This is a genomic window from Kitasatospora sp. NPDC058444 (assembly GCF_042721415.1).
GTDB lineage: Bacteria > Actinomycetota > Actinomycetes > Streptomycetales > Streptomycetaceae > Kitasatospora.
In genome coordinates this window covers 59906-77818 of record NZ_JBHXLL010000039.1, presented here as the reverse complement: position 1 = coordinate 77818, position 17913 = coordinate 59906, and the positions used below count along the sequence as shown (strand labels likewise).

General features: G+C 74.6%; 19 protein-coding genes, 1 tRNA gene and 1 riboswitch. Of the genes, 15 read left to right on the top strand and 5 right to left on the bottom strand.

All coding sequences use genetic code 11. The features are described 5' to 3' along the window. Window positions 1-106 precede the first annotated feature (106 nt). The 5 genes from trmB (at window position 107) to ACFWP2_RS30830 (ending at window position 5260) form a co-directional block, all read left to right on the top strand. Entirely contained in the window at window positions 107-937 is an 831-nt protein-coding gene (gene trmB / locus ACFWP2_RS30850) for a tRNA (guanosine(46)-N7)-methyltransferase TrmB (RefSeq protein ID WP_380457505.1), read from the top strand. Between the two features lie 115 nt (window positions 938-1052). Further along, a complete protein-coding gene (locus ACFWP2_RS30845; protein ID WP_380457502.1) occupies window positions 1053-2396 on the top strand; it encodes a PrsW family intramembrane metalloprotease in 1344 nt (447 codons plus the stop codon). A 50-nt stretch (window positions 2397-2446) separates the two neighbouring features. Continuing rightward, window positions 2447-2520: transfer RNA gene (locus ACFWP2_RS30840), tRNA-Met, on the top strand. 194 nt (window positions 2521-2714) lie between these two features. Next, the gene (locus ACFWP2_RS30835) at window positions 2715-3515 is read left to right on the top strand and encodes a hypothetical protein (RefSeq protein ID WP_380457499.1); all 801 of its coding nucleotides are present in this window, start codon (window positions 2715-2717) and stop codon (window positions 3513-3515) included. Window positions 3516-4066: 551 nt separating this feature from the next. Beyond that, window positions 4067-5260 (top strand): hypothetical protein, encoded by a 1194-nt coding sequence (locus ACFWP2_RS30830; protein WP_380457497.1) that lies wholly within the window; start codon window positions 4067-4069, stop codon window positions 5258-5260. Here the strand turns inward: ACFWP2_RS30830 and ACFWP2_RS30825 are convergent, their stop codons facing one another. The 4 genes from ACFWP2_RS30825 to ACFWP2_RS30810 all read right to left on the bottom strand — a co-directional run bounded on the left by ACFWP2_RS30825 (window position 5261) and on the right by ACFWP2_RS30810 (window position 8102). Beyond that, window positions 5261-5716, bottom strand: coding sequence for a GNAT family N-acetyltransferase (locus ACFWP2_RS30825; RefSeq protein ID WP_380457494.1), 456 nt, complete (start codon window positions 5714-5716; stop codon window positions 5261-5263). A gap of 36 nt (window positions 5717-5752) precedes the next feature. Continuing rightward, on the bottom strand, window positions 5753-6499 hold the full coding sequence (locus tag ACFWP2_RS30820; RefSeq protein ID WP_380457491.1) for a hypothetical protein: 747 nt from the start codon (window positions 6497-6499) through the stop codon (window positions 5753-5755). A 133-nt stretch (window positions 6500-6632) separates the two neighbouring features. Then, complete coding sequence (locus ACFWP2_RS30815; RefSeq protein WP_380457488.1) at window positions 6633-7373, bottom strand: sensor domain-containing protein; 741 nt, start codon at window positions 7371-7373, stop codon at window positions 6633-6635. A gap of 138 nt (window positions 7374-7511) precedes the next feature. Next, window positions 7512-8102, bottom strand: a complete 591-nt coding sequence (locus ACFWP2_RS30810) for a GNAT family N-acetyltransferase (protein ID WP_380457485.1) — start codon at window positions 8100-8102, stop codon at window positions 7512-7514. Between the two features lie 42 nt (window positions 8103-8144). Between ACFWP2_RS30810 and ACFWP2_RS30805 the strand changes: the two genes are divergently transcribed. Continuing rightward, complete coding sequence (locus tag ACFWP2_RS30805; RefSeq protein ID WP_380457483.1) at window positions 8145-9020, top strand: hypothetical protein; 876 nt, start codon at window positions 8145-8147, stop codon at window positions 9018-9020. 110 nt (window positions 9021-9130) lie between these two features. On the opposite strand, the gene ACFWP2_RS30800 is transcribed toward ACFWP2_RS30805, so the two are convergent. Continuing rightward, window positions 9131-9979 carry a M23 family metallopeptidase gene (locus ACFWP2_RS30800; protein WP_380457481.1) on the bottom strand — a complete coding sequence of 283 codons (849 nt, stop codon included), beginning with the start codon at window positions 9977-9979 and terminating at the stop codon, window positions 9131-9133. Window positions 9980-9991: 12 nt separating this feature from the next. Then, a riboswitch (cyclic di-AMP (ydaO/yuaA leader) is annotated at window positions 9992-10150 on the bottom strand. Between the two features lie 208 nt (window positions 10151-10358). On the opposite strand from ACFWP2_RS30800, the gene ACFWP2_RS30795 reads away from it, so the two are divergent. The 9 genes from ACFWP2_RS30795 to ACFWP2_RS30755 all read left to right on the top strand — a co-directional run bounded on the left by ACFWP2_RS30795 (window position 10359) and on the right by ACFWP2_RS30755 (window position 17899). Continuing rightward, a complete protein-coding gene (locus ACFWP2_RS30795; protein WP_380457479.1) occupies window positions 10359-10649 on the top strand; it encodes a YiaA/YiaB family inner membrane protein in 291 nt (96 codons plus the stop codon). A 125-nt stretch (window positions 10650-10774) separates the two neighbouring features. Then, window positions 10775-11602: an alpha/beta fold hydrolase gene (locus ACFWP2_RS30790; protein WP_380457477.1), complete on the top strand. Its 828-nt coding sequence runs from the start codon at window positions 10775-10777 to the stop codon at window positions 11600-11602. A gap of 69 nt (window positions 11603-11671) precedes the next feature. Then, on the top strand, window positions 11672-12238 hold the full coding sequence (locus ACFWP2_RS30785) for a TetR/AcrR family transcriptional regulator (protein ID WP_380457474.1): 567 nt from the start codon (window positions 11672-11674) through the stop codon (window positions 12236-12238). Between the two features lie 439 nt (window positions 12239-12677). Continuing rightward, complete coding sequence (locus tag ACFWP2_RS30780; RefSeq protein ID WP_380457533.1) at window positions 12678-13943, top strand: sensor histidine kinase; 1266 nt, start codon at window positions 12678-12680, stop codon at window positions 13941-13943. Beyond that, window positions 13927-14340, top strand: coding sequence for a roadblock/LC7 domain-containing protein (locus ACFWP2_RS30775; RefSeq protein WP_359897914.1), 414 nt, complete (start codon window positions 13927-13929; stop codon window positions 14338-14340). Before ACFWP2_RS30780 ends, ACFWP2_RS30775 begins: the two co-directional genes overlap by 17 nt. Beyond that, window positions 14337-14684, top strand: a complete 348-nt coding sequence (locus ACFWP2_RS30770) for a DUF742 domain-containing protein (protein WP_359897915.1) — start codon at window positions 14337-14339, stop codon at window positions 14682-14684. Before ACFWP2_RS30775 ends, ACFWP2_RS30770 begins: the two co-directional genes overlap by 4 nt. Further along, window positions 14662-15297, top strand: a complete 636-nt coding sequence (locus ACFWP2_RS30765; protein ID WP_380457471.1) for an ATP/GTP-binding protein — start codon at window positions 14662-14664, stop codon at window positions 15295-15297. Before ACFWP2_RS30770 ends, ACFWP2_RS30765 begins: the two co-directional genes overlap by 23 nt. After that, on the top strand, window positions 15294-16814 hold the full coding sequence (locus ACFWP2_RS30760; RefSeq protein ID WP_380457469.1) for a cytochrome P450: 1521 nt from the start codon (window positions 15294-15296) through the stop codon (window positions 16812-16814). The genes ACFWP2_RS30765 and ACFWP2_RS30760 overlap by 4 nt, the downstream gene beginning before the upstream one ends. Further along, entirely contained in the window at window positions 16799-17899 is a 1101-nt protein-coding gene (locus tag ACFWP2_RS30755; RefSeq protein WP_380457467.1) for a cytochrome P450, read from the top strand. Before ACFWP2_RS30760 ends, ACFWP2_RS30755 begins: the two co-directional genes overlap by 16 nt. Window positions 17900-17913: the final 14 nt, after the last annotated feature.

Here is a 17913-nt window from a genome sequence, read left to right as displayed (position 1 = left end):
CCCGGGCGGCCGCCCGAGGGCCCGCGATCCGAGCCGTGGCCCGGTGGATGAGCCCGGTCACAGGCCCGGCCGGAGAGCCCCGACAGCCCCGTAGACTCGGGTGATTGTGACTGCCACCGCCCCGATTCCCCAGCCCTCGCCGTCCGCCCGGCTGTCCGCCGCGCCGGCCGCCTACCCCGCGCCGATGTACCCGCACAAGGCCACCGAGGCCCAGCACCGCGAGCGTCGCATCCGCAGTTTCCAGCCGCGCCGGGGCCGGATGACCAACGCCCAGGCGAGCGCCCTGGACCGGAGCTGGGAGACGTACGGCATACCCATCGACGGCACCCCGCTGGACCTGCGGGAGCTGTTCGACGGCCTGCCGGTGACCCTGGAGATCGGCTTCGGCATGGGCGAGACCACCGCCGCGATGGCCGCCGCCGACCCGGCCATGGGCATCCTCGCCGCCGACGTGCACACCCCCGGCCACGGCAACCTGCTGGGCATGCTGGAGCGGGACGGCTCCCGGAACGTCCGGACCGCCGCCGGCGACGCGGTGATCCTGCTGCGCGACATGCTCCCGGACGCCTCGCTGGCCGGTCTGCGGGTCTACTTCGCCGACCCGTGGCCCAAACCGAAGCACCACAAGCGCCGGCTGGTCCAGTCCTCCTTCCTCGACCTGGTGCTGCCCCGGCTCGCCCCCGGCGCGCTGGTGCACTGCGCCACCGACTGGGAGCCGTACGCGGAGCAGATGCTGGCCGTGCTGTCCGCCTCGCCGGAGCTGGAGAACCTGCACCCCGAGGGTGACGGGACCGGCTGGCTGGAGCCCGCGGACCACCCGGACGGCAGCATCCCGGGCTACGCCCCGAGGCCGGACTGGCGCCCGGTCACCAAGTTCGAACGGGCCGGGATCGCCAAGGGCCACGTCGTCCACGACCTGCTGTTCCGCCGCCGCTGACCCTCCGGCACCGTTCGAACGGATCGCCGCGCGGCGGCCGGACGGGCGGGACCGGGACGGCCGGTTCGTCCCGAGTCCTCCCGACGGGCCGCCGCCGTGGCCTACCCTGTGCCGCATGGGCAGCCCGTCCGGCGGCGGGTTCCGGACGGGCGGTCGCACGACGGTTCGAGCCGCCGCCGACGCACCGGAGACGGTCCCGAGCACCGGCGACACCCGGACCATTCCGGGGCCCCGGAGGCACCGGGCCCGTCGCCTGCTGCCCCGGCCGGGTGCCGCCGCCGTGCCGGTCCCGGCGGTCGACCCCGTCGCAGGTGCCGGCACCACCGCCCCGGGGGCCTCACCCGGCCGCCGCCGCTCGGTGGCGCTCTCCTCGGTCACCGCGACCGCCGTCCTGACCCTGATCGGCTGCGGGGTGCTGATCCTGCACCTGGTCCAGCGGCAGACCGGCACCGTCGGGCTGCTGGTCGGCCTGGGCCTGGCGGTGGTGCCGCTGCCGTTCGTGCTCGGCGCGCTGGCCTGGCTCAACCTCACCGCCCGCGTCCCGCTGCGGCACACCGTGTTCTGCCTCGGCTGGGGCGCCTGCGCGGCCACCACCGTCGCCATCCTGGCCAACAACTGGACGGCGAGCTACCTGACCCGGCACCGGGGCCCGATCGGGGAACTGCTCGGCGCCGGGATCGCCACCCCGGTGATCGAGGAGACCGCCAAGGCCACCGCCCTGCTGGTGCTCCTGCTCCCGCTCGGCCAGCGGCTGCGCTGCCGCGGCCGCCGCACCGGGCGCCCCTGCGCGCCACTGCTGCGCCGGGCGCCCGCGCCCCGGAGCCCCCGCCCGCACCCGCGCCGCCCGGTCGGGCCGCACGCCCGCCGCCCGCCGCGCCGCCGACCGCGCCTGCGCCCGTACCTGCGGCCGCTGCCCTACCTGCGCCCGGCACCGCCCGCCGGGACGCCGCACCGCCGCTCCCGGCCGCGCACCCTGGCCGCCGGGGTGGTGCTCGGCGGGATGACCGCCTGCGGCTTCGCGTTCACCGAGAACGCCCTGTACCTGGGCCGGGCCTTCACCAGCGACCAGCGGCAGCGGCTGGACAGCATCGGCCTCGGCGACCCGCCCAGCCTGCGCGACTTCGACAGCACCGTGCAGACCTTCGTGCTGCGCGCCCTGCTGTCCCCCTTCGCCCACCCGCTGTTCACCGCGCTCACCGGGATCGGCCTGGCCGTCGCCCTCACCGCCGCGCGGCGCTGGCTGGCCCGGCTGGCGGTGCCGGCCGGGCTGCTGCTGGCGATGGGACTGCACGGCACCTGGAACGCCGCCGCCGACCTCGGCACGGACGGCTTCCTGGTGGTGTACGGGGTGCTGATGGTGCCCTGCTTCGCCGCCCTGGTCGCCTTCGCGGCCTGGGCGAGATGCCGGGCGGCCCGGCCCCCGGCGCCCGGCCGGCGGCGGGTCGCCAGGGCGTCCTGAGGAACGGATTTCCCATCTCGGCGACTTCCCCGTATTGTTGTGTTCACCGACGCGGGGTGGAGCAGCTCGGTAGCTCGCTGGGCTCATAACCCAGAGGTCGCAGGTTCAAATCCTGTCCCCGCTACTCAGTAGCAGGAAGGCCCGGAGGATTCGTCCTCCGGGCCTTTCGCGTGTCCGGGCACCGGCAGAGCACGGTCCCGCCACGAACCTGTAACAGCGGCCCGTCCCGTGATCGACTGTCCGAGTCCTGAACCATACTGAGGAAAAATTCATCTCATTGGGGGGGCTGTTCGGGCCGCCCCGGACAGGAAACACCACATGCTGTCGAAGCGACTGGTCAGCACCGCCGCGATCTGCCTCGTCCTGGCAGCCGGCACCGCGGCGTGCGGCAGCACCAAGAGCGACGCGAAGAGCGACGGCAAGGCCGGCGACGCCAAGGCGGCCGCCCCGCAGAAGCTCGACACCGACAAGCTGAGCGCCCAGGACATCTCGAAGCAGGCCAAGGACGCCCTGGCCTCCGCGACCTCGCTCAAGATGACCGGCACCATCGACACCGGCGACGGCAAGATGGAGCTGAACCTGGCGCTGGACAGCAAGAGCCAGTGCACCGGCACCATGGCGATGCCCGGCATGGGCAAGTTCGAGATCATCAGCGACGGCAAGACCTCGTACGTCAAGCCGGACAAGGACTTCTGGACCAACGTGGGCGGCCCGAACGGCGCCAAGGCCGCCGAGCTGTTCAAGGGCCGCTACCTGACGGGCTTCGAGAACGACCCGTCGATGGGCTCCCTCACCAGCGTCTGCAACCTGGCCGAGTTCAGCAAGAAGCTCACCGAGGACAAGAGCGGCAACGACAAGCTGGAGAAGGGCGCCGCGGGCAACGTCAACGGCGTGAAGACCTTCAGCCTGAAGTCCACCGACGCCAAGGGCGAGACCACGACCCTGCAGATCGCCACCGAGGGCAAGCCCTACCCGGTGCAGGTCGAGCACTCCGGTGCCAAGGACGGCAACGGCAAGATCGACTTCAGCGACTTCGACAAGCCGCTGACCGTCCAGGTCCCGTCGGCCGACAACACGGTCGACTTCACCAAGTTCAAGGACCAGCTCAAGAGCGCCTGAGCGGCGGATCCGGGTGCCCCGTACGGCTGACACCGACGGGCGGCGGGGCACCGCGAATAATCCGTTGCCCGCCCCGCGGTGGGCTGCCTATGGTGGCAGCACACTGAAAGGAGGTGATCCTGAGTTGAGTTCCATCAGGATGCGTGAGGTGGCTGCTCGCTAGAGCCGCCCCTGCCTGCGCAGGGCGAGGCCTCGGCCTCCGGCGGCAGGCGAAATCCACAGCAGTCACCCGGCCCGCGGGCTCACCGGTACATCCCCGGTGCCTCGGCGCCTGGCCAGTGCACGGGCCGGCGCGGAGGAGCAGCCCGCGGGCCGTCTGCGTTCCCGGGGAGTTTCCGGCACGGTTCCGGAGGCTCCCCGCGGCGTGTCCGGGAGGGTCGGACGGGCGTCGGACGGGCGCCGGACAGGCACCGGACGGGCGTCGGACGGGCGTCGGACGGAGGCGAACCGGGCATCGGCCGGGCGCGAACCGGACGTTTCCGCGGCGGAGCCGCGGCGCTAGAGTCGGCGCGGGTTCCGGAGCGGAGCGGCGCGGACACAGGGGGTGGGCGATGGCGAGGACACGGCGGCCGGGCGGCGTCGGGGCGGCGCTGCGGACGGCGCAGTGGGGTGCCACCGGAGTGCTGGCCGGGACGGGGCTGATCGGACTGCTGCTGTTCGCGCTCGGCCGGGAGCACGCCTGGCAGGCGCTCGGCGGCGGGCTGGTGGTGGTCGGGGCCTCGGTGGTGCTCGGCGGCGCGCTGGGCTTCCTGTTCGGGGTGCCCCGGGTGCGCGGCGGTGCCGGTGCCGGGGCCGGGGCCGGCGAGCCGCAGGGCTCGTACGCGCCGAACACCAATCTGGAGCAGGTCTCGGACTGGCTGACCAAGGTGCTGCTGGGCGTCGGGCTGACCCAGCTCGGCTCGCTCGGGGAGCGGCTGCACGACCTCGGCACGGCGCTGGCGCCCGCGTTCGGCGGGGGCGCGGACGCGGTGCCGTTCGCGGCCGCGCTGGTGCTGTACTTCCTGGTCTTCGGATTCCTGGCGGGCTGGCTGGTGACCCGGCTGGCACTGCCGCAGGCGCTGACCGAGACCGACCAGGCGCTGGACCTCTTCCTCGCCGGGCAGGACCGCGACCGGCACGGCGACAAGGTGGGTGCGGACGACCTGCGGGTCCGCGCGATGCAGCAGCTCGGGCTGCTGGGCGGCAGCGCGGAGCGCCCGGCCGCACTGACCGGGCAGCTGCCGCCGTCCTCCGGCGCGCCGGCCGGGCCGGAGGGCGTGGTGGCGGAGGTCCGCTCGACCGCGCGGCGCTCGGCGCTGACCGCCGACCAGGTGCGGGCGCTCTTCGCGGACGGCTCCGAGGGGCGCCGGATCCAGGCGCTCGCGCTGATGCAGGGCGATCCGGCGCTGGCGGACCTGCCGAGCGTGCTGGACGCGATCGAGCACCCGCGCTCGGGCTTCGAGCAGTACCACGCGCTGCTGGCCGCCCGGGGGCTGCTCTCCCGGCTGCCCGCCGCCGGGGCGCAACGGCTGCGGGACGCGGTGGCGACGCAGCTGGTCGACCCGCGGGGCATCCCGTACGGGTCGGACCGCAGTTGGCTGGCGGAGAAGATCCTCTCCCGGCTCCCGGCCCCGGCCCTCGTGCCGGAGCAGCCGGCTCCGGCCGCGCCGCAGACCCCGCAGAGCCCGCAGGCCGTACCGGCGGTGCCGGCCCAGCCGGGCGGGCCGGCAACCGAGTCGAGCGGGCCGGCCGGGCCGGGCTCCTAGCTAGCGCTCCTCGACGGTGAAGCGCAGTTCGGGCTGCTCCCAGGGCGTCTTGGGCTGCGGGGGCCGGGTGCCGGTGCGCACGGCTCCCACCTTCAGGTAGAAGCGCTCCGCGGGCGGGTGGGACACGACCTTGACCGAGGCGATCCCGTCCTCCCGCGCGCGGTCGAGCATGTCGGCGATCAACTGCCGCCCGACGCCCAGCCCTTGGGCCTCGTCGGCGACGAACATCAGGTCCAGCTCGGCCGGTTCGCGGATCATGCCGTAGAAGCCGAGCACGCGGTCGTCCGCGGTGTCCACGGCCATCCGCACCAGGTACCGGGCGATGTAGTCGGGCCTCACCCGGTAGCCGTCGATCATCGCGAAGTACGCACCGCGGTAGGCGCTGGAGGCCTGCATGAGTGCGGTGAGCCGGTCGGCGTCGGTCTCGTCGGCATGCCGGATGGTCGTTTCGATCATGCGGGCGAGTATAGGGGCAAACAGCGACAGTGACCATTACATAGCCGGTCGCCGAGCCGCCCGGCGGCGGTGGTCGGCGGCCCGCAGCACCAGGACCCGCCGGGGCCGGCCGTCCACCGGCCCCGGGTAGCGGCGGACTTCACTGGCTATCCGGCGCTCGCCGAGCGCGTACCGCAACGGACCGAGGTGGCCGCAGCGACGGCCGTACCCGTCGTTCAGCGGCTGGACCCTGACCTCGCCGTCCGGGGAGGTGACCCGGACCAGCTCGGCCAGCGCCTCCAACTGGCGCTCGGGGCCGAAGAGTTCGGGGTAGGCGAAGATCAGGTGGCCGCTCAGGGTGAGGGCGAAGGCGCCGTCCGCGAAGGGCAGCCGGGGCAGCGCGGCGGCCACGTACCGCTGCGGGTGGGCGGCCCGGTCGGCGGCGAACAGCCCGCGGGCCCGGTCCCAGCTGCGCAGGTAGCGCTCGGTGCGGTACGGGCGCGGAGAAGGGTAGAGCTGCGGACGGGCGGCCATCGCGGCGGCCATCGCCGCCCGGGCGGCCACGGCGGCGTCCGCGACCACCGGCAGCGGCAGCGCGTACGCCGGATCGACGGCGATCACCCGGCAGCCCAGCCCGCGCGCCTCGGCGGCCAGGCCGGCCGCACCGCCGGGGCAGTCCAGCAGGGGGCCGGGCAGGGCGGCCAGGTGGGCCCGGGTGAGGCCGAAAAGGGCGCAGTACTCGTCCAGCGGACGGGAGGTGACCAGGACGTCCGGGGGATCGGGGGGAATGCCGACGGCCGCCACCCCGCCATCCGAACACGCGGCCGCCCCGCCCGCATCCGGAAGGCGTCCGGGGCACGGACGGGGCGGCGGATACCGGGCGGGGCGGCGGATACGGCGCGGGGCGTCGGCGGAGGCTCCGGCCGAGGCCGGGGGGTCAGCGGCCGAGCAGGCCCTGGGCGGCGGCCCGGTTGACGTTGGTCAGGCCGCGGACCAGCTGCGTGGTGAGCAGGACCAGCAGCAGCCCGAGGACCGAGAGCCCGGCGATCTGCCAGGGCGCCTGGACCTCGTACAGGTGCCGCACGCCGTCGCTGTCGTAGAAGTCGAACACCCGGTACCCGTTCCACGGGGTGTAGGCCCGGAAGACCCAGTGGTACAGCGGGTAGAGCGCGAACGCCCAGCCCAGCACCAGGAACACCAGGGTCACGCAGAAGCTGAACACCGCCCAGGGGAACATCACCACCTGGTACAGCACGGCCTTCCAGCCGGCCGCGTCCGCCAGCCGCGCGGTGATCGCGCCCCAGCCGCCCGGGCGGACCTGGCGCACCGGCTCCGGGCCGGGGACGTCCAGGGCCAGCATGCCGCGCACCCGGGCCCGCTCCAGCCGGCCGAAGCCGCGGGCGACGCTGGTCAGGGCGCCCAGCACCGGCAGACCGAGGGCGGTGACGAAGGTGCCGAGGCCGACGCAGAACAGGGTGATCGAGACGACGAACCCGGCGATCGCCACCGGCAGGCCGCTGAGCACGTAGCCGACCTCGCGGTAGTAGTGGGCCGAGAGCGGCGCCCGCCACGCGGCCGGCCGCCGCGCGGTCCGGCGGGCCCGGGCGGGGCGCGGGTCGTCACCGTGCCCGCCCAGGACGTCCCACTCCCGGTCCTCCATGCTGCGGCTGCTGCTCATGCTCCCGGCCCCCGGCCCCTCGTGCTGTCGGTCGTTCGTCCCGCTGACGGGGTTCAGTCTGGTGGACGCACCGGCCGGGCGGGATCCGGAGGCCTGGCGGATCCGGGGTGGGGTTAACCCCCGGCCCGCCGCGGGCGGTCAGCCGGCCGCCGGCACCCGGACGCCCGCTCCCGGCCACCGGTCGGCGCGCAGCGCGTAGTGGAACGACCCGGACCGGGCGCCGTCCCCGGCCGCGTCGTGCCGCGGCCGCTCCTCCAACCGGAAGCCCAGCCCGGTGAGCACCTTCACGGAGGCCGCGTTGTCCACGGCGACCCGGGCGGTCAGCCGGTGCAGGCCCAGGGCGCCGAAGGCGAAGTCGCAGAGCAGGCCGACGGTCTCGCCCGCGTAGCCGCGGCCCCAGCAGGCGCGGGCCAGCACGCACCCGAGCTGCGCGGCGCGGTGCCCGTCCAGGGTGAGCGAGGCCTGCCCGATCGGCGTCGCGTCCGCCGGCTCCTCGGCGTCGGCGAGCCTGGTGACGGCGAGGCGGTAGGTGTCCCGCTCCTCGGCCATCGCCTCCTCCAGGTAGAGCTCGATCTGGTCGGCGCAGTCCTCCCGGTCGCTCGGCCCGAAGGGCAGGTGCCGGGTCACCTCCGGGTCGCCGAACAGCGCGTGCAGCGCGTCCACGTCCTCCTCGGTGTGGTGGTATTCGCGGACGGCCAGTCGCGGGCCGGTGAGTCGTACGGGGACCATGGCTGCCGACCCTATCCCCGCCCGGCGGCTACCGTTCGGACTATGAACGACGAAGACCTGCGGCTCGCCCCGCGCACCAAGGCCGCCGACCTGCTCGCCTGGGCGGCCGAGCAGGGCCGCGCGCCGGTGGCCGAGGCGCCGCTGCGCGCGGTGCTGGCGCTGCTGGAGCTGGGCGAGGGCAGGATGCACGACGGCTGGCCCGAACTGACCTCCGACGCGGTGGAGCACCTGCTCTACGAGCGGCTCCACCTGTACGTCCAACCCGCGCCCGAGGAGGACCCGCTCGCCTACGGCGACGCCGTCCGGCTGCTGATCGACCACCAGCGGGCGGCCCGACGGCTGAACGCCAAGCGCCAGGAGCGGCTGCACGCGGAGGCCGAGTGGCAGGGCGAGGTCGCGGCCGGGCTGCTGCGCCGCGCCGACCTGGTGACCTGGCCCAGGCTGTACGCGCTGCTGCTGCACGCGCACGGGGTGGACGTCACCGACGAAGCGGCGGTGCGGGACTGGCTGGCCGGTTTCGGGGAGCTCGCGGAGGAGGAGCGGCTGGCCGCGTACGAGGCGCTGGTGCCGGCCGGCTGGCTGGACGAGCCGGACGAGCAGGGCTGGGGCCCGGGCCGGGTGCTGTCGGTCGGCATGGCCACGGACGGCGCCCGGCGGCTGCTGGAGCAGGGCCTGATGCGGCGCAGCTACCGCAACCTGGCCGAGCTGACCGCCCAGGGGCGGCCGATGCCGGACGAACTGGCCGGGGACTTCGGGCAGTTCGAGGAGGCGGCGGTCGACGCGGCGCTCGACCTGTTCGGCGGCTGGACGGTGCCGGGGCTGCCGCGGCTGCTGGTGACGGAGTTCCCGGAGCTGGCGCCGGAGCCGGGCCAGGAGGAGATCGAGGCGTACCTGGCGCAGCTGCCCGCCGAGGAGTGAGACCTCGCACGAAGGCCCCCGGCCCGTCGAGGACGGTTTCCGGGGGCCTTCGTGCGAGTGCGTCGCGCCCTGCGCCTCTGCGGGGTGCGCCGGGCTCTTTCGCGGGTCGGTCAGGGGTTGAGGCCGCGCTGCTGGAGCCAGGGCTCCGGGTCGACCGGGGCGCCGCCGCCGGGGCGGACCTCCATGTGCAGGTGCGGGCCGGTGACGTTGCCGGTCGCGCCGACCTTGCCGATCTGCTGGCCGGAGGCGACCTTGCCGGAGCCCTTGGTGATCGAGGAGAGGTGGCAGTACCAGATCTCGGTGCCGTCGGGCAGGGTCTCGACGATCCGGTAGCCGTACGAGCCGGCCCAGCCGGCCGAGGTGATGGTGCCCTGGCCGAGCGCGTAGACCGGGGTGCCGGTGTCGGCGGCGAAGTCCAGGCCGGTGTGCAGGTTGGCCCAGTAGCGGGCGCTCTGGCCGTAGTGGGCGGAGAGCCGGTAGTCCTGCACCGGGAGGGTGAGGGCGGCGGCCTTGGCCCGCTCGGCCTCCTCGGCGGCGCGCTTGGCCTCGGCCTCCTTGGCGGCGGCCTTGGCCTCCGCCTCCTGGGCGGCCTGGAGCCGGGCGGTCTCCTCGGCGGCGGTGCGCTGACTGTCGGCCTGGTGCTGGATGCGGGCGGCGAGCGCGAGGCCGGGGTCGGCGGAGAGGGCGACCGGGGTCTCGTCCGGGGCCTCGACGGCGGGGGCGGCGGCCGGGGTCGCCGAGGCGAAGCCGGTGGCGCCCAGGGTGGCGGCGACGGCGGTGACGCCGAGCAGCGGGGAGGCTCCGCGGGTCTGACGCGGCATCCGGTGGCGGTTGGTCTCGACCTCTGCGGCGAAGCCCTCCGGGCCGAAGGCCTCGGGGCGGTCCGTGCCGGGGTGGTCGAGGAGCTGGGTACCGGCTGCGAAGCCGGCCGGGTGTGCCGGGGTGTGCGTCGACGCCACGGAGGCGCGCTCCTTTCCTTCCTTCGCGCCTACCGGGTTAGCTGACGGGTTCGGAGCAGGAAGGTCTCCTACGGCCGGGCCGGGGCCCTGCCGATTCACCCCAAGGAACGTGGTTCCCCGGCTCCCTGACCTGCCCGGGGGCGGGTCGGCGGGATTAGGCGACGGCGCACGGTGCCGTCTGGGTACGGCGTTGACAACCGCGCTGCGTTATCAAACGTTAATCCTAGGAGGCTCTGATTCCAAGCCATCCGTTCGGAGCAGCCTAGGGCAAAGTGATCGGACGTCAACGAACGACACCACCGAACGGCCTCCCGTACACACTCCCATCTGAGTACCGCTACTCATGTGCGCCCCGTCGAGGCGGTCGCATCCTGACGCCATGAGCGCACACATGCAGACCCGCACCACGGCCGCGTACCACGTCCAGGCCGTCCTCTCCTTCGCCCTGTCGGGCACCGCCCTCGCCGCCGGGATCGCCTACCTGCCGGTCGGCGGCTGGACCAGGGCCTTCCTCGGGCTCGGCCTCCTCTACACCGTCACCTCCGCGTTCACCCTGGCGAAGGTGATCCGGGACCGGCAGGAGTCCAACGAGGTGGTCACCCGGGTGGACCAGGCCCGACTGGAGAAGCTGCTCAGCGAGCACGACCCGTTCAAGGTGGAGGGAGTGTGACCCGAGCCGGGGACTGTGACCCGAGCCGCGGCCGATCGCTTGACGGCTAAGGCTATTAGCCTTAGCTTTATGGCTATCGGCACTCACCGCCGACGCCCCGCACCGGCGGCCCGAGGAGGACCACCATGAACGGCACCATCACCCCGAGCACCCAGTACCTGACCGTCCCCGGCGGCCGGATCGCCTTCGACGACACCCGGCAGGGCCACGGCACCCCCGTCGTCCTGCTCCCGGGCATGCTCGACAGCCGGGCCGCGTACCGGCACCTGCGCCCGCTGCTCGTCGCCGCCGGCCACCGCGTCGTCACCATGGACCTGCGGGGCTTCGGCGAGTCCTCCGTCGCATGGGACGACTACAGCCCCGCCGCCGTCGCCGGCGACGTCCTCGCCCTGCTCGACCACCTCGGCATCGAGCGCGCCGTCCTCGCCGGGAACTCCTACACCGGGGCGACCGTCGTCAAGGCCGCCGGGGACGCGCCCGAGCGGGTCGCCGGGATCGTGCTGCTCGACGCCTTCGTCGAGAGCCCGCCGCCGGGCGCCCTGATGCGCGCCGTCATGGGCCTGATGGGGGTCTCCCTCGTCCACTGGCCGGCCTCCTGGGGCTTCTACCTGCGCCGGATGGCCTTCCCCGGCGCCAAGCCCGCCGACTTCGACGCGTACGTGGACGGACTGGTCGCCGCGCTGCGCACCCCGGGGCGCAAGGCCGCCGTCCGCGGGCAGGTCCACGGCGACTCGGCGCCGGTCGGCTGGACGGCCGCGGTGCGGTGCCCGGCCCTGGTGGTCATGGGCAGCAAGGACCCCGACTTCCCGAAGCCGGAACTCGTCGCCGACCGGCAGGCCGCCGCGCTCGGCGCGCGGAAGGCGATGATCGAGGGGTCCGGGCACTACCCGATGGCCGACAACCCGACGGCCACCGCGGACGCCCTGCTGCCGTTCCTCGCCGAGCTCGGCTGAGCCCGACCCTCCGCCCCGCCCCACACCGCCCGATCCACCCGACGCCGTACGTACGGAGAGCCCGAACCCATGCCCCGCGTAGGACTGACCCCCGAGCAGGTCGTCGACCACGCCCTCGCCCTCATCGACGAGCAGGGCGCCGAGGCCCTCACCCTGGCCTCCGTCGCCACCCGGGCCGGGGTCGCCACCCCCTCGCTGTACAAACACGTCAGCGGCGGCCTGGCCGAACTGCGGCGGCTGATCGCCGTCCGGGTCACCGGGGACCTGGCCGAACGGCTGGCCGCGGCGGCCGTCGGACGCAGCGGGGACGACGCCGTCGCCGCCGTCATGCGCGCCTACCACGCGTACGCCACCGAGTACCCGCACCGCTACAGCGCCCTCCCCCAGGCCCCCCAGCCCGACGACGAGCTGGCCCACGCGGCCGCCCGGCTCGTCGGCGTGATCGTCGCCGTGCTCCGGGAGTACGGCCTCGAAGGCTCCGAGGCGATCCACGCCGCCCGCACCGTCCGCTCCCTCGCCCACGGCTTCGCCGCCCTCACCACCGCGGGCGCCTTCCAGCTCGCCGAGGACCTCGCCACCACCCACGACCGCGTCATCGCCACCCTCACCACCGGCCTCCGCGCCTGGCCCGCGTAGCAGGACGGCCGGGGAGGGGTCGGAGCGCGAGGAGGAAGGGCCGGGGGCCGCGAGCAGGCCGGCCCAGGAAGAAGGACGGCCCTCGGAGGAGACCGGCCCACAAGGAAGAAGGGTCAGGCGGAGGTTGGCCCGCCGAGGAGGCCGGCCCGGCGGCCCGGTGCCGGGGCGCCGCCGCCGCTCCCGCACCGGGCGGCACCCCTTCGGCGACACCGTGCACACAGGCCCCACACATCGCGGAACGCGACCGGGCCCCCCGGCTCGATTCCGACGCTCCCCGCAGTCGCCGGTCGGGCCGCTCCGTGGCTCGTCAGGCGGAGGGATCGCGGTCGAACGAGTCCCGATTGACGCCGAATTGACTCGATATTGACGAGATCCGGTCACTTGGCGAGATCCGTTCACACCTTCGTAGGATCATCACCCTAGAATTCGCGGCGTGACGATGACTCAGTGGTCCGTAACGGCAACCGGCGTGCTCGCCGTCCTCGCCCTCGTGGCCGCCGCGCGGTACCGCGCCGTGTCCGTCACCCAGCGCCGCCGCGCCGACCGGCTGCACGGCGAACTCCTCACCCTCCAGGAACAGCTGGCCACCGAACTCTCCCGCCGCGGCGAGGACCTCGCCGCCGTCCAGCAGGAGCAGGAGCACACCGCCTCCACCCAGCGGGCCTTCCTCAGCGTCGCCCGCCGGATCCTGGTGATGGCCCACGACCAGCAGGCGCTGCTGGACGAGATGGAACGCACCCACGACGACCCGGCCCTGCTGGAGGGCCTGCTCAAGGCCGACCACGCGGCCGCCCAACAGGCCCGGCTGGCCCAGACCCTGGCCGTGCTGTGCGGCGCGCGGGCCGGCCGGCACTGGCCGGAACCGGTCTCCCTGGAGGACGTCGTCCGGGGCGCCCAGTCGCGCATCCTGCCGTTCCAGCGCGTGGTGGTGCGCAGCCGGACCGAGACCGCGGTGGTCGGTGCCGCCGCCGAGGCGCTGATCCACGCGATCGCCGAGCTGCTGGACAACGCCACCCGCTACTCCCCGCCCAGCACCCAGGTGTTCGTCACCCTGATGCCGGTGCACAACGGCGCCGTCATCGAGATCGACGACGGCGGCGTCGGCATGCCGGAACAGGCCGTCGCCAAGGCCGCGGCCGCGCTGGCCGGCGGCAGCACGCTGGAGGTCTCCCGGCTGGGCGAGGTGCCGCAGCTGGGCCTGGCCGCGGTCGGCCGGCTCGCCGAGCAGTACGGCTTCCGGGTCACGCTCAGCTCGGCGCCCTCGCCGTACGGCGGCGTGCGCGTCGTCCTGCTGCTGCCCAACGCGCTGCTCACCGAGCCGCTGCCGCCCACCGTCCCCGGCCTCGGGCCGGACGACCGGGCGTTCAACCCCGGCCCCCGACCGGCCTCTCCCGCCGATCACCCCCTGCTGGAGACCCCGCCGTCCGGCCGGCACGCCGCCACCGGCGACACCCCTCCCCCGCTGCCCCGCCGGAGCCACCGGCGCAACCGCACGGGCCGCCCCGCCCAGCACGCCGCTCCCCCACCGCAGCCCGCGCCGCCGTACCGCTCGGCCCGGGACGCCCAGGCGTTCATGGCGATGTTCCAGGCCGGGACCGCCAGCGGCCGTTCCGCCGTGCGGGCCCAGGCCCAGTCCGACCCTTCCCTTCCCGCTTCCCCCCGACTTCCCCAGCGCTCCGGAGAGTTCCATGACCACCACCCCTGATCTCGGCTGGCTGCTCGCCGACATCATCGCCGTCCCGCAGGTCCAGCACGCCGTCGTCGTCTCCAACGACGGCCTGGAGATCGGCCGCAGCGCCGGCATCGCCCGCGACGACGCCGAACGGCTCGCCGCCGCCTGCTCCGGACTTCAGTCGCTGGCCCGCGGCGTCGCGACGGGCTTCGGCGGGCCGGGCAGCGCCACCCGCCAGATCATCATCGAGTACGGCGGCGGCTACCTCTTCGTCGTCGCCGCCGGGGCCGGCGCGCACCTGGCCGTGGTGACGAGCGAGGCGGTCGACGCCGGTCTGGTCGCCTACCAGATGCAGGTCCTGGTCGAGCGGATCGGCACCCACCTCACCAGCCCGCCGCGCGTCGACCACGCGGCGGGGGGCCACCGGTGAGCGGCCCGGTCCGGCCGTACGTCATCACCGGTGGGCGCAGCCGCTCCACCCGGGCCGAGCTGGCCCTGGAGAGCCTGGTCAGCGCGTTACCCGACCCGCCGGACCTGCCCGAGCACCCGCTGCTGAACCGTGAGCACCGGCGCATCCTCGACCTCTGCCACAGCCTGCTGTCCATCGCCGAGGTGGCGGCCCACCTGGGGCTGCCGCTCGGCGTCGTCAAGGTGCTGGTCGGGGACCTGTGGGACCTCGGCGCCGTGCAGGTGCTCCCGCCCGTCCCGCAGGCCGAACGCCTGCCCGCAACCCTTCTGGAAGAGGTGCTCGTTGGCCTCCGCCAACTCCGCTGAAGCCGTCCCCGGGGCCGCCGGTTCCGCCGAGGGGCCGCAGTACCTGCCGTCCTCGGTGCAGGGCGCGGTCAAGATCCTGGTCACCGGACCGTTCGGGGTGGGCAAGACCACCCTGGTCGGCTCGCTGAGCGAGATCACCCCGCTGCGCACCGAGGAGACCATGACCGCGGCCAGCGCGGGCGTCGACGACCTCACCGGGCGCCCCGGCAAGACCACCACCACGGTGGCACTGGACTTCGGCCGGATCACGCTCAACTCGCGGCTCGCGCTGTACCTGTTCGGCACGCCGGGGCAGCAGCGGTTCTGGCCGCTCTGGGACGACCTGTCGCGCGGTGCGCTCGGCGCCATCGCCATGGTCGACCTGCGCCGCCCGGACGAGAGCTTCGACGTGCTCGGCCGGCTGGAGGAGCACCGCATCCCGTTCGCGGTCGCGGTCAACACCTTCCCGGACACGCCGAGTTACCCGGAGGAGGAGCTGCGTTCGGCGCTGGACCTGCTGCCGGAGGTGCCGATCCTGCACTGCGACGCGCGCGACCGCCGGCAGTCCTACGACCTGCTGATCGACTTCGTCGACCACCTGCACCGCAGCTCGATCCTGGAGCTCCAGGGATGACCGCCCCCGAACCCCCCGGTGCTCCCACCTGCCCGGTCGCCCACGGCGCCGGCCTGCCCGGCGGCGTGCCGGGCCAGCCCGGCGGCGTGCCCGGCGGCGTGCCCGGGGGCGTGCCCGGCGGGCTGCCCGTGGGCGTCCCGCTGACCCCGCTGTACGGCCCGGCCGTCGCCGAGGACCCGCACGGCCTGTACGCCCGGCTGCGCGAGCGCTACGGTCCGGTCGCGCCGATCGAGCTGGAGCCCGGGGTCGAGGCCTGGCTCGTCCTCGGCTACGCCGAACTGCTCGAACTCACCCGCAACGAGGCGCTGTTCTCCAAGGACTCGCGCCGCTGGCGGGTGCCCGCCGAGGGCCGGCTGGCGGCCGACTCCCGGCTGCTGCCGATGACCTCCTGGCGGCCCACCCTGCTCAACCTGGACGGCGCCGAGCACCAGCGGCTGCGCCGCGCCGTCTCGGACACCCTCGCCCAGATCGACCACCGCCAGCTGCGCGGCACCACCGAGGCCGCCGCCAACGGGCTGATCGACGGCTGGGGCCCGGACGGCACCGCCGACCTGGTCGCCCAGTACGCGCGCCGACTGCCGCTGCTGGTCTTCACCCAGCTGCTCGGCCTGCCCCCCGACGCCGGGCCGCACCTCATCCGGCTGATCAGCCACATCGCCGACAGCGGCGCCGAATCGGTGCGCGCCAACCAGGAGTTCCAGGCGGTCCTGGTCGACCTGGTGCGGCGCCGCCGGGCCACGCCCAGCGCCGACCTCACCTCCTGGCTGCTGGCCCACCCGGCCGCGCTGACGGACGAGGAGGCGGTGCACCACCTGGTGGTGATGATGGTCGCCGGGAACGAGACCACCATCTGCTGGACCGGGAACACGCTGCGGCTGCTGCTCACCGACCGGCGCTTCCGGGCCACCCTCACCGGCGGACGGCTGACCGTCTCCGACGCGCTGGAGGAGGTGCTCTGGCGCGACCCGCCGACGCAGAACTTCCCCGGCCGCTGGGCCACCGCCGACACCGTGCTCGGCGGCCAGTACATCAGCGCCGGCGACATGCTGGTCCTCGGCCTGGCCGCGGCCAACGCCGACCCGGCCGCGCAGGGCGTCTCGGCCGCCGCGCAGGGCTCGCTCGGCGGCAACCGGGCGCACCTCGCCTGGGGCGCCGGCCGGCACGTCTGCCCGGCCCAGCACCCGGCCCGGATCATCGTCGAGACCGCCGTCGAGACCCTGCTGCACCGCCTGCCCGACCTCCAACTGGCCGTACCGGCGGGAGAGCTGACCTGGCGCCCGTCCCCGTGGTCCCGGGCCCTGACCGCTCTCCCGGTGCTCTACAGCGCCTTCACCCCGCCCCGCCCGCCAGCCCCCGAGAGGCCCGCATGGACACCACCACCGACGCCGGAACCCCCGCCGAGCCCGTCAGACTCGACCCCTTCGGACGCGACCAGCACGGCGAGAACGCCCGACTCCGCGCGGCCGGCCCCGCGGTCCTGGTGGAACTCCCTGGCGGGGTGGTGGTCTGGGCGGTAACCCACCACGACACCCTCCAGTCGCTGCTGGCCGACCCCCGGGTCGGCAAGGACCCCCGGCTCTGGAACACCTTCCGGGAGGGACGGCTGCCGGAGGGCTGGCCGCTGCTCAACTTCGTCGCCGTCCCCGGCATGATCACCGCCGACGGCGAGGACCACCGGCGGCTGCGCGGGCTGGTCTCGCAGGCCTTCACCCCGCGCCGGATATCCGACCTCGCCCCCGCGATCGAGGCCCGGACGATCGCGCTGCTGGACCGGGTCGCCGAGCTGGACGGCGAGTTCGACCTGCGGCGGCACTTCGCCTACCCGCTGCCGATGCAGGTGATCGGCGAACTGCTCGGCCTCGCGCTGGACCAGCAGGACGACCTGCACGAGCTGTCCGACACCATGGTCTCCAGCTCGGCCACCCCGGCGGCGGCCCTGGCCGCCCAGCAGGGCCTGAACGCCCTGCTGGCCTCGGTGGTGGCGGCCAAGCGGGCCGAGCCCGGCGACGACCTGACCAGCGACCTGATCGCCGCCCGTGACGCCGGCCACCGCCCCGACCAGCAGCGGCTCAGCGAGGCCGAGCTGGTCGGCACCCTGCTGCTGATGCTGGTCGCCGGGCACGAGACCACGCTCAACCTGATCACCAACGCCGTCCGCGCCCTGCTCACCCACCCGGACCAGCTGCGGCTCGTCCTGGCCGGGGAGCAGCCGTGGTCGGCGGTGGTCGAGGAGACGCTGCGCCACGACTCCCCGGTCGGGCAGTTCCCGCTGCGCTACGCGACCGAGGAGATCGCGGTCGGCGACGTGGTGATCCGGCGCGGCGAGGCGATGTTGGCCTCGTACGCGGCGGCCGGACGGGACGCCGGGCACCACCCGGACGCGGACCGCTTCGACCTCACCCGGCAGCCCGCCAAGCACCTGTCGTTCGGCCACGGCCCGCACTTCTGCCTCGGCTCCGGGCTCGCCCGGCTGGAGGCCGAGACGGCGCTGCGGCACCTGTTCGCCCGCTTCCCCGGACTGGCCCTGGCACCGGGGCGGACCGACGAGCCGATCGCCTCGTTCATCAGCAACAGCGTGCGCACCCTGTGGGTGACGGTCTGAGCCGACCGGTTACC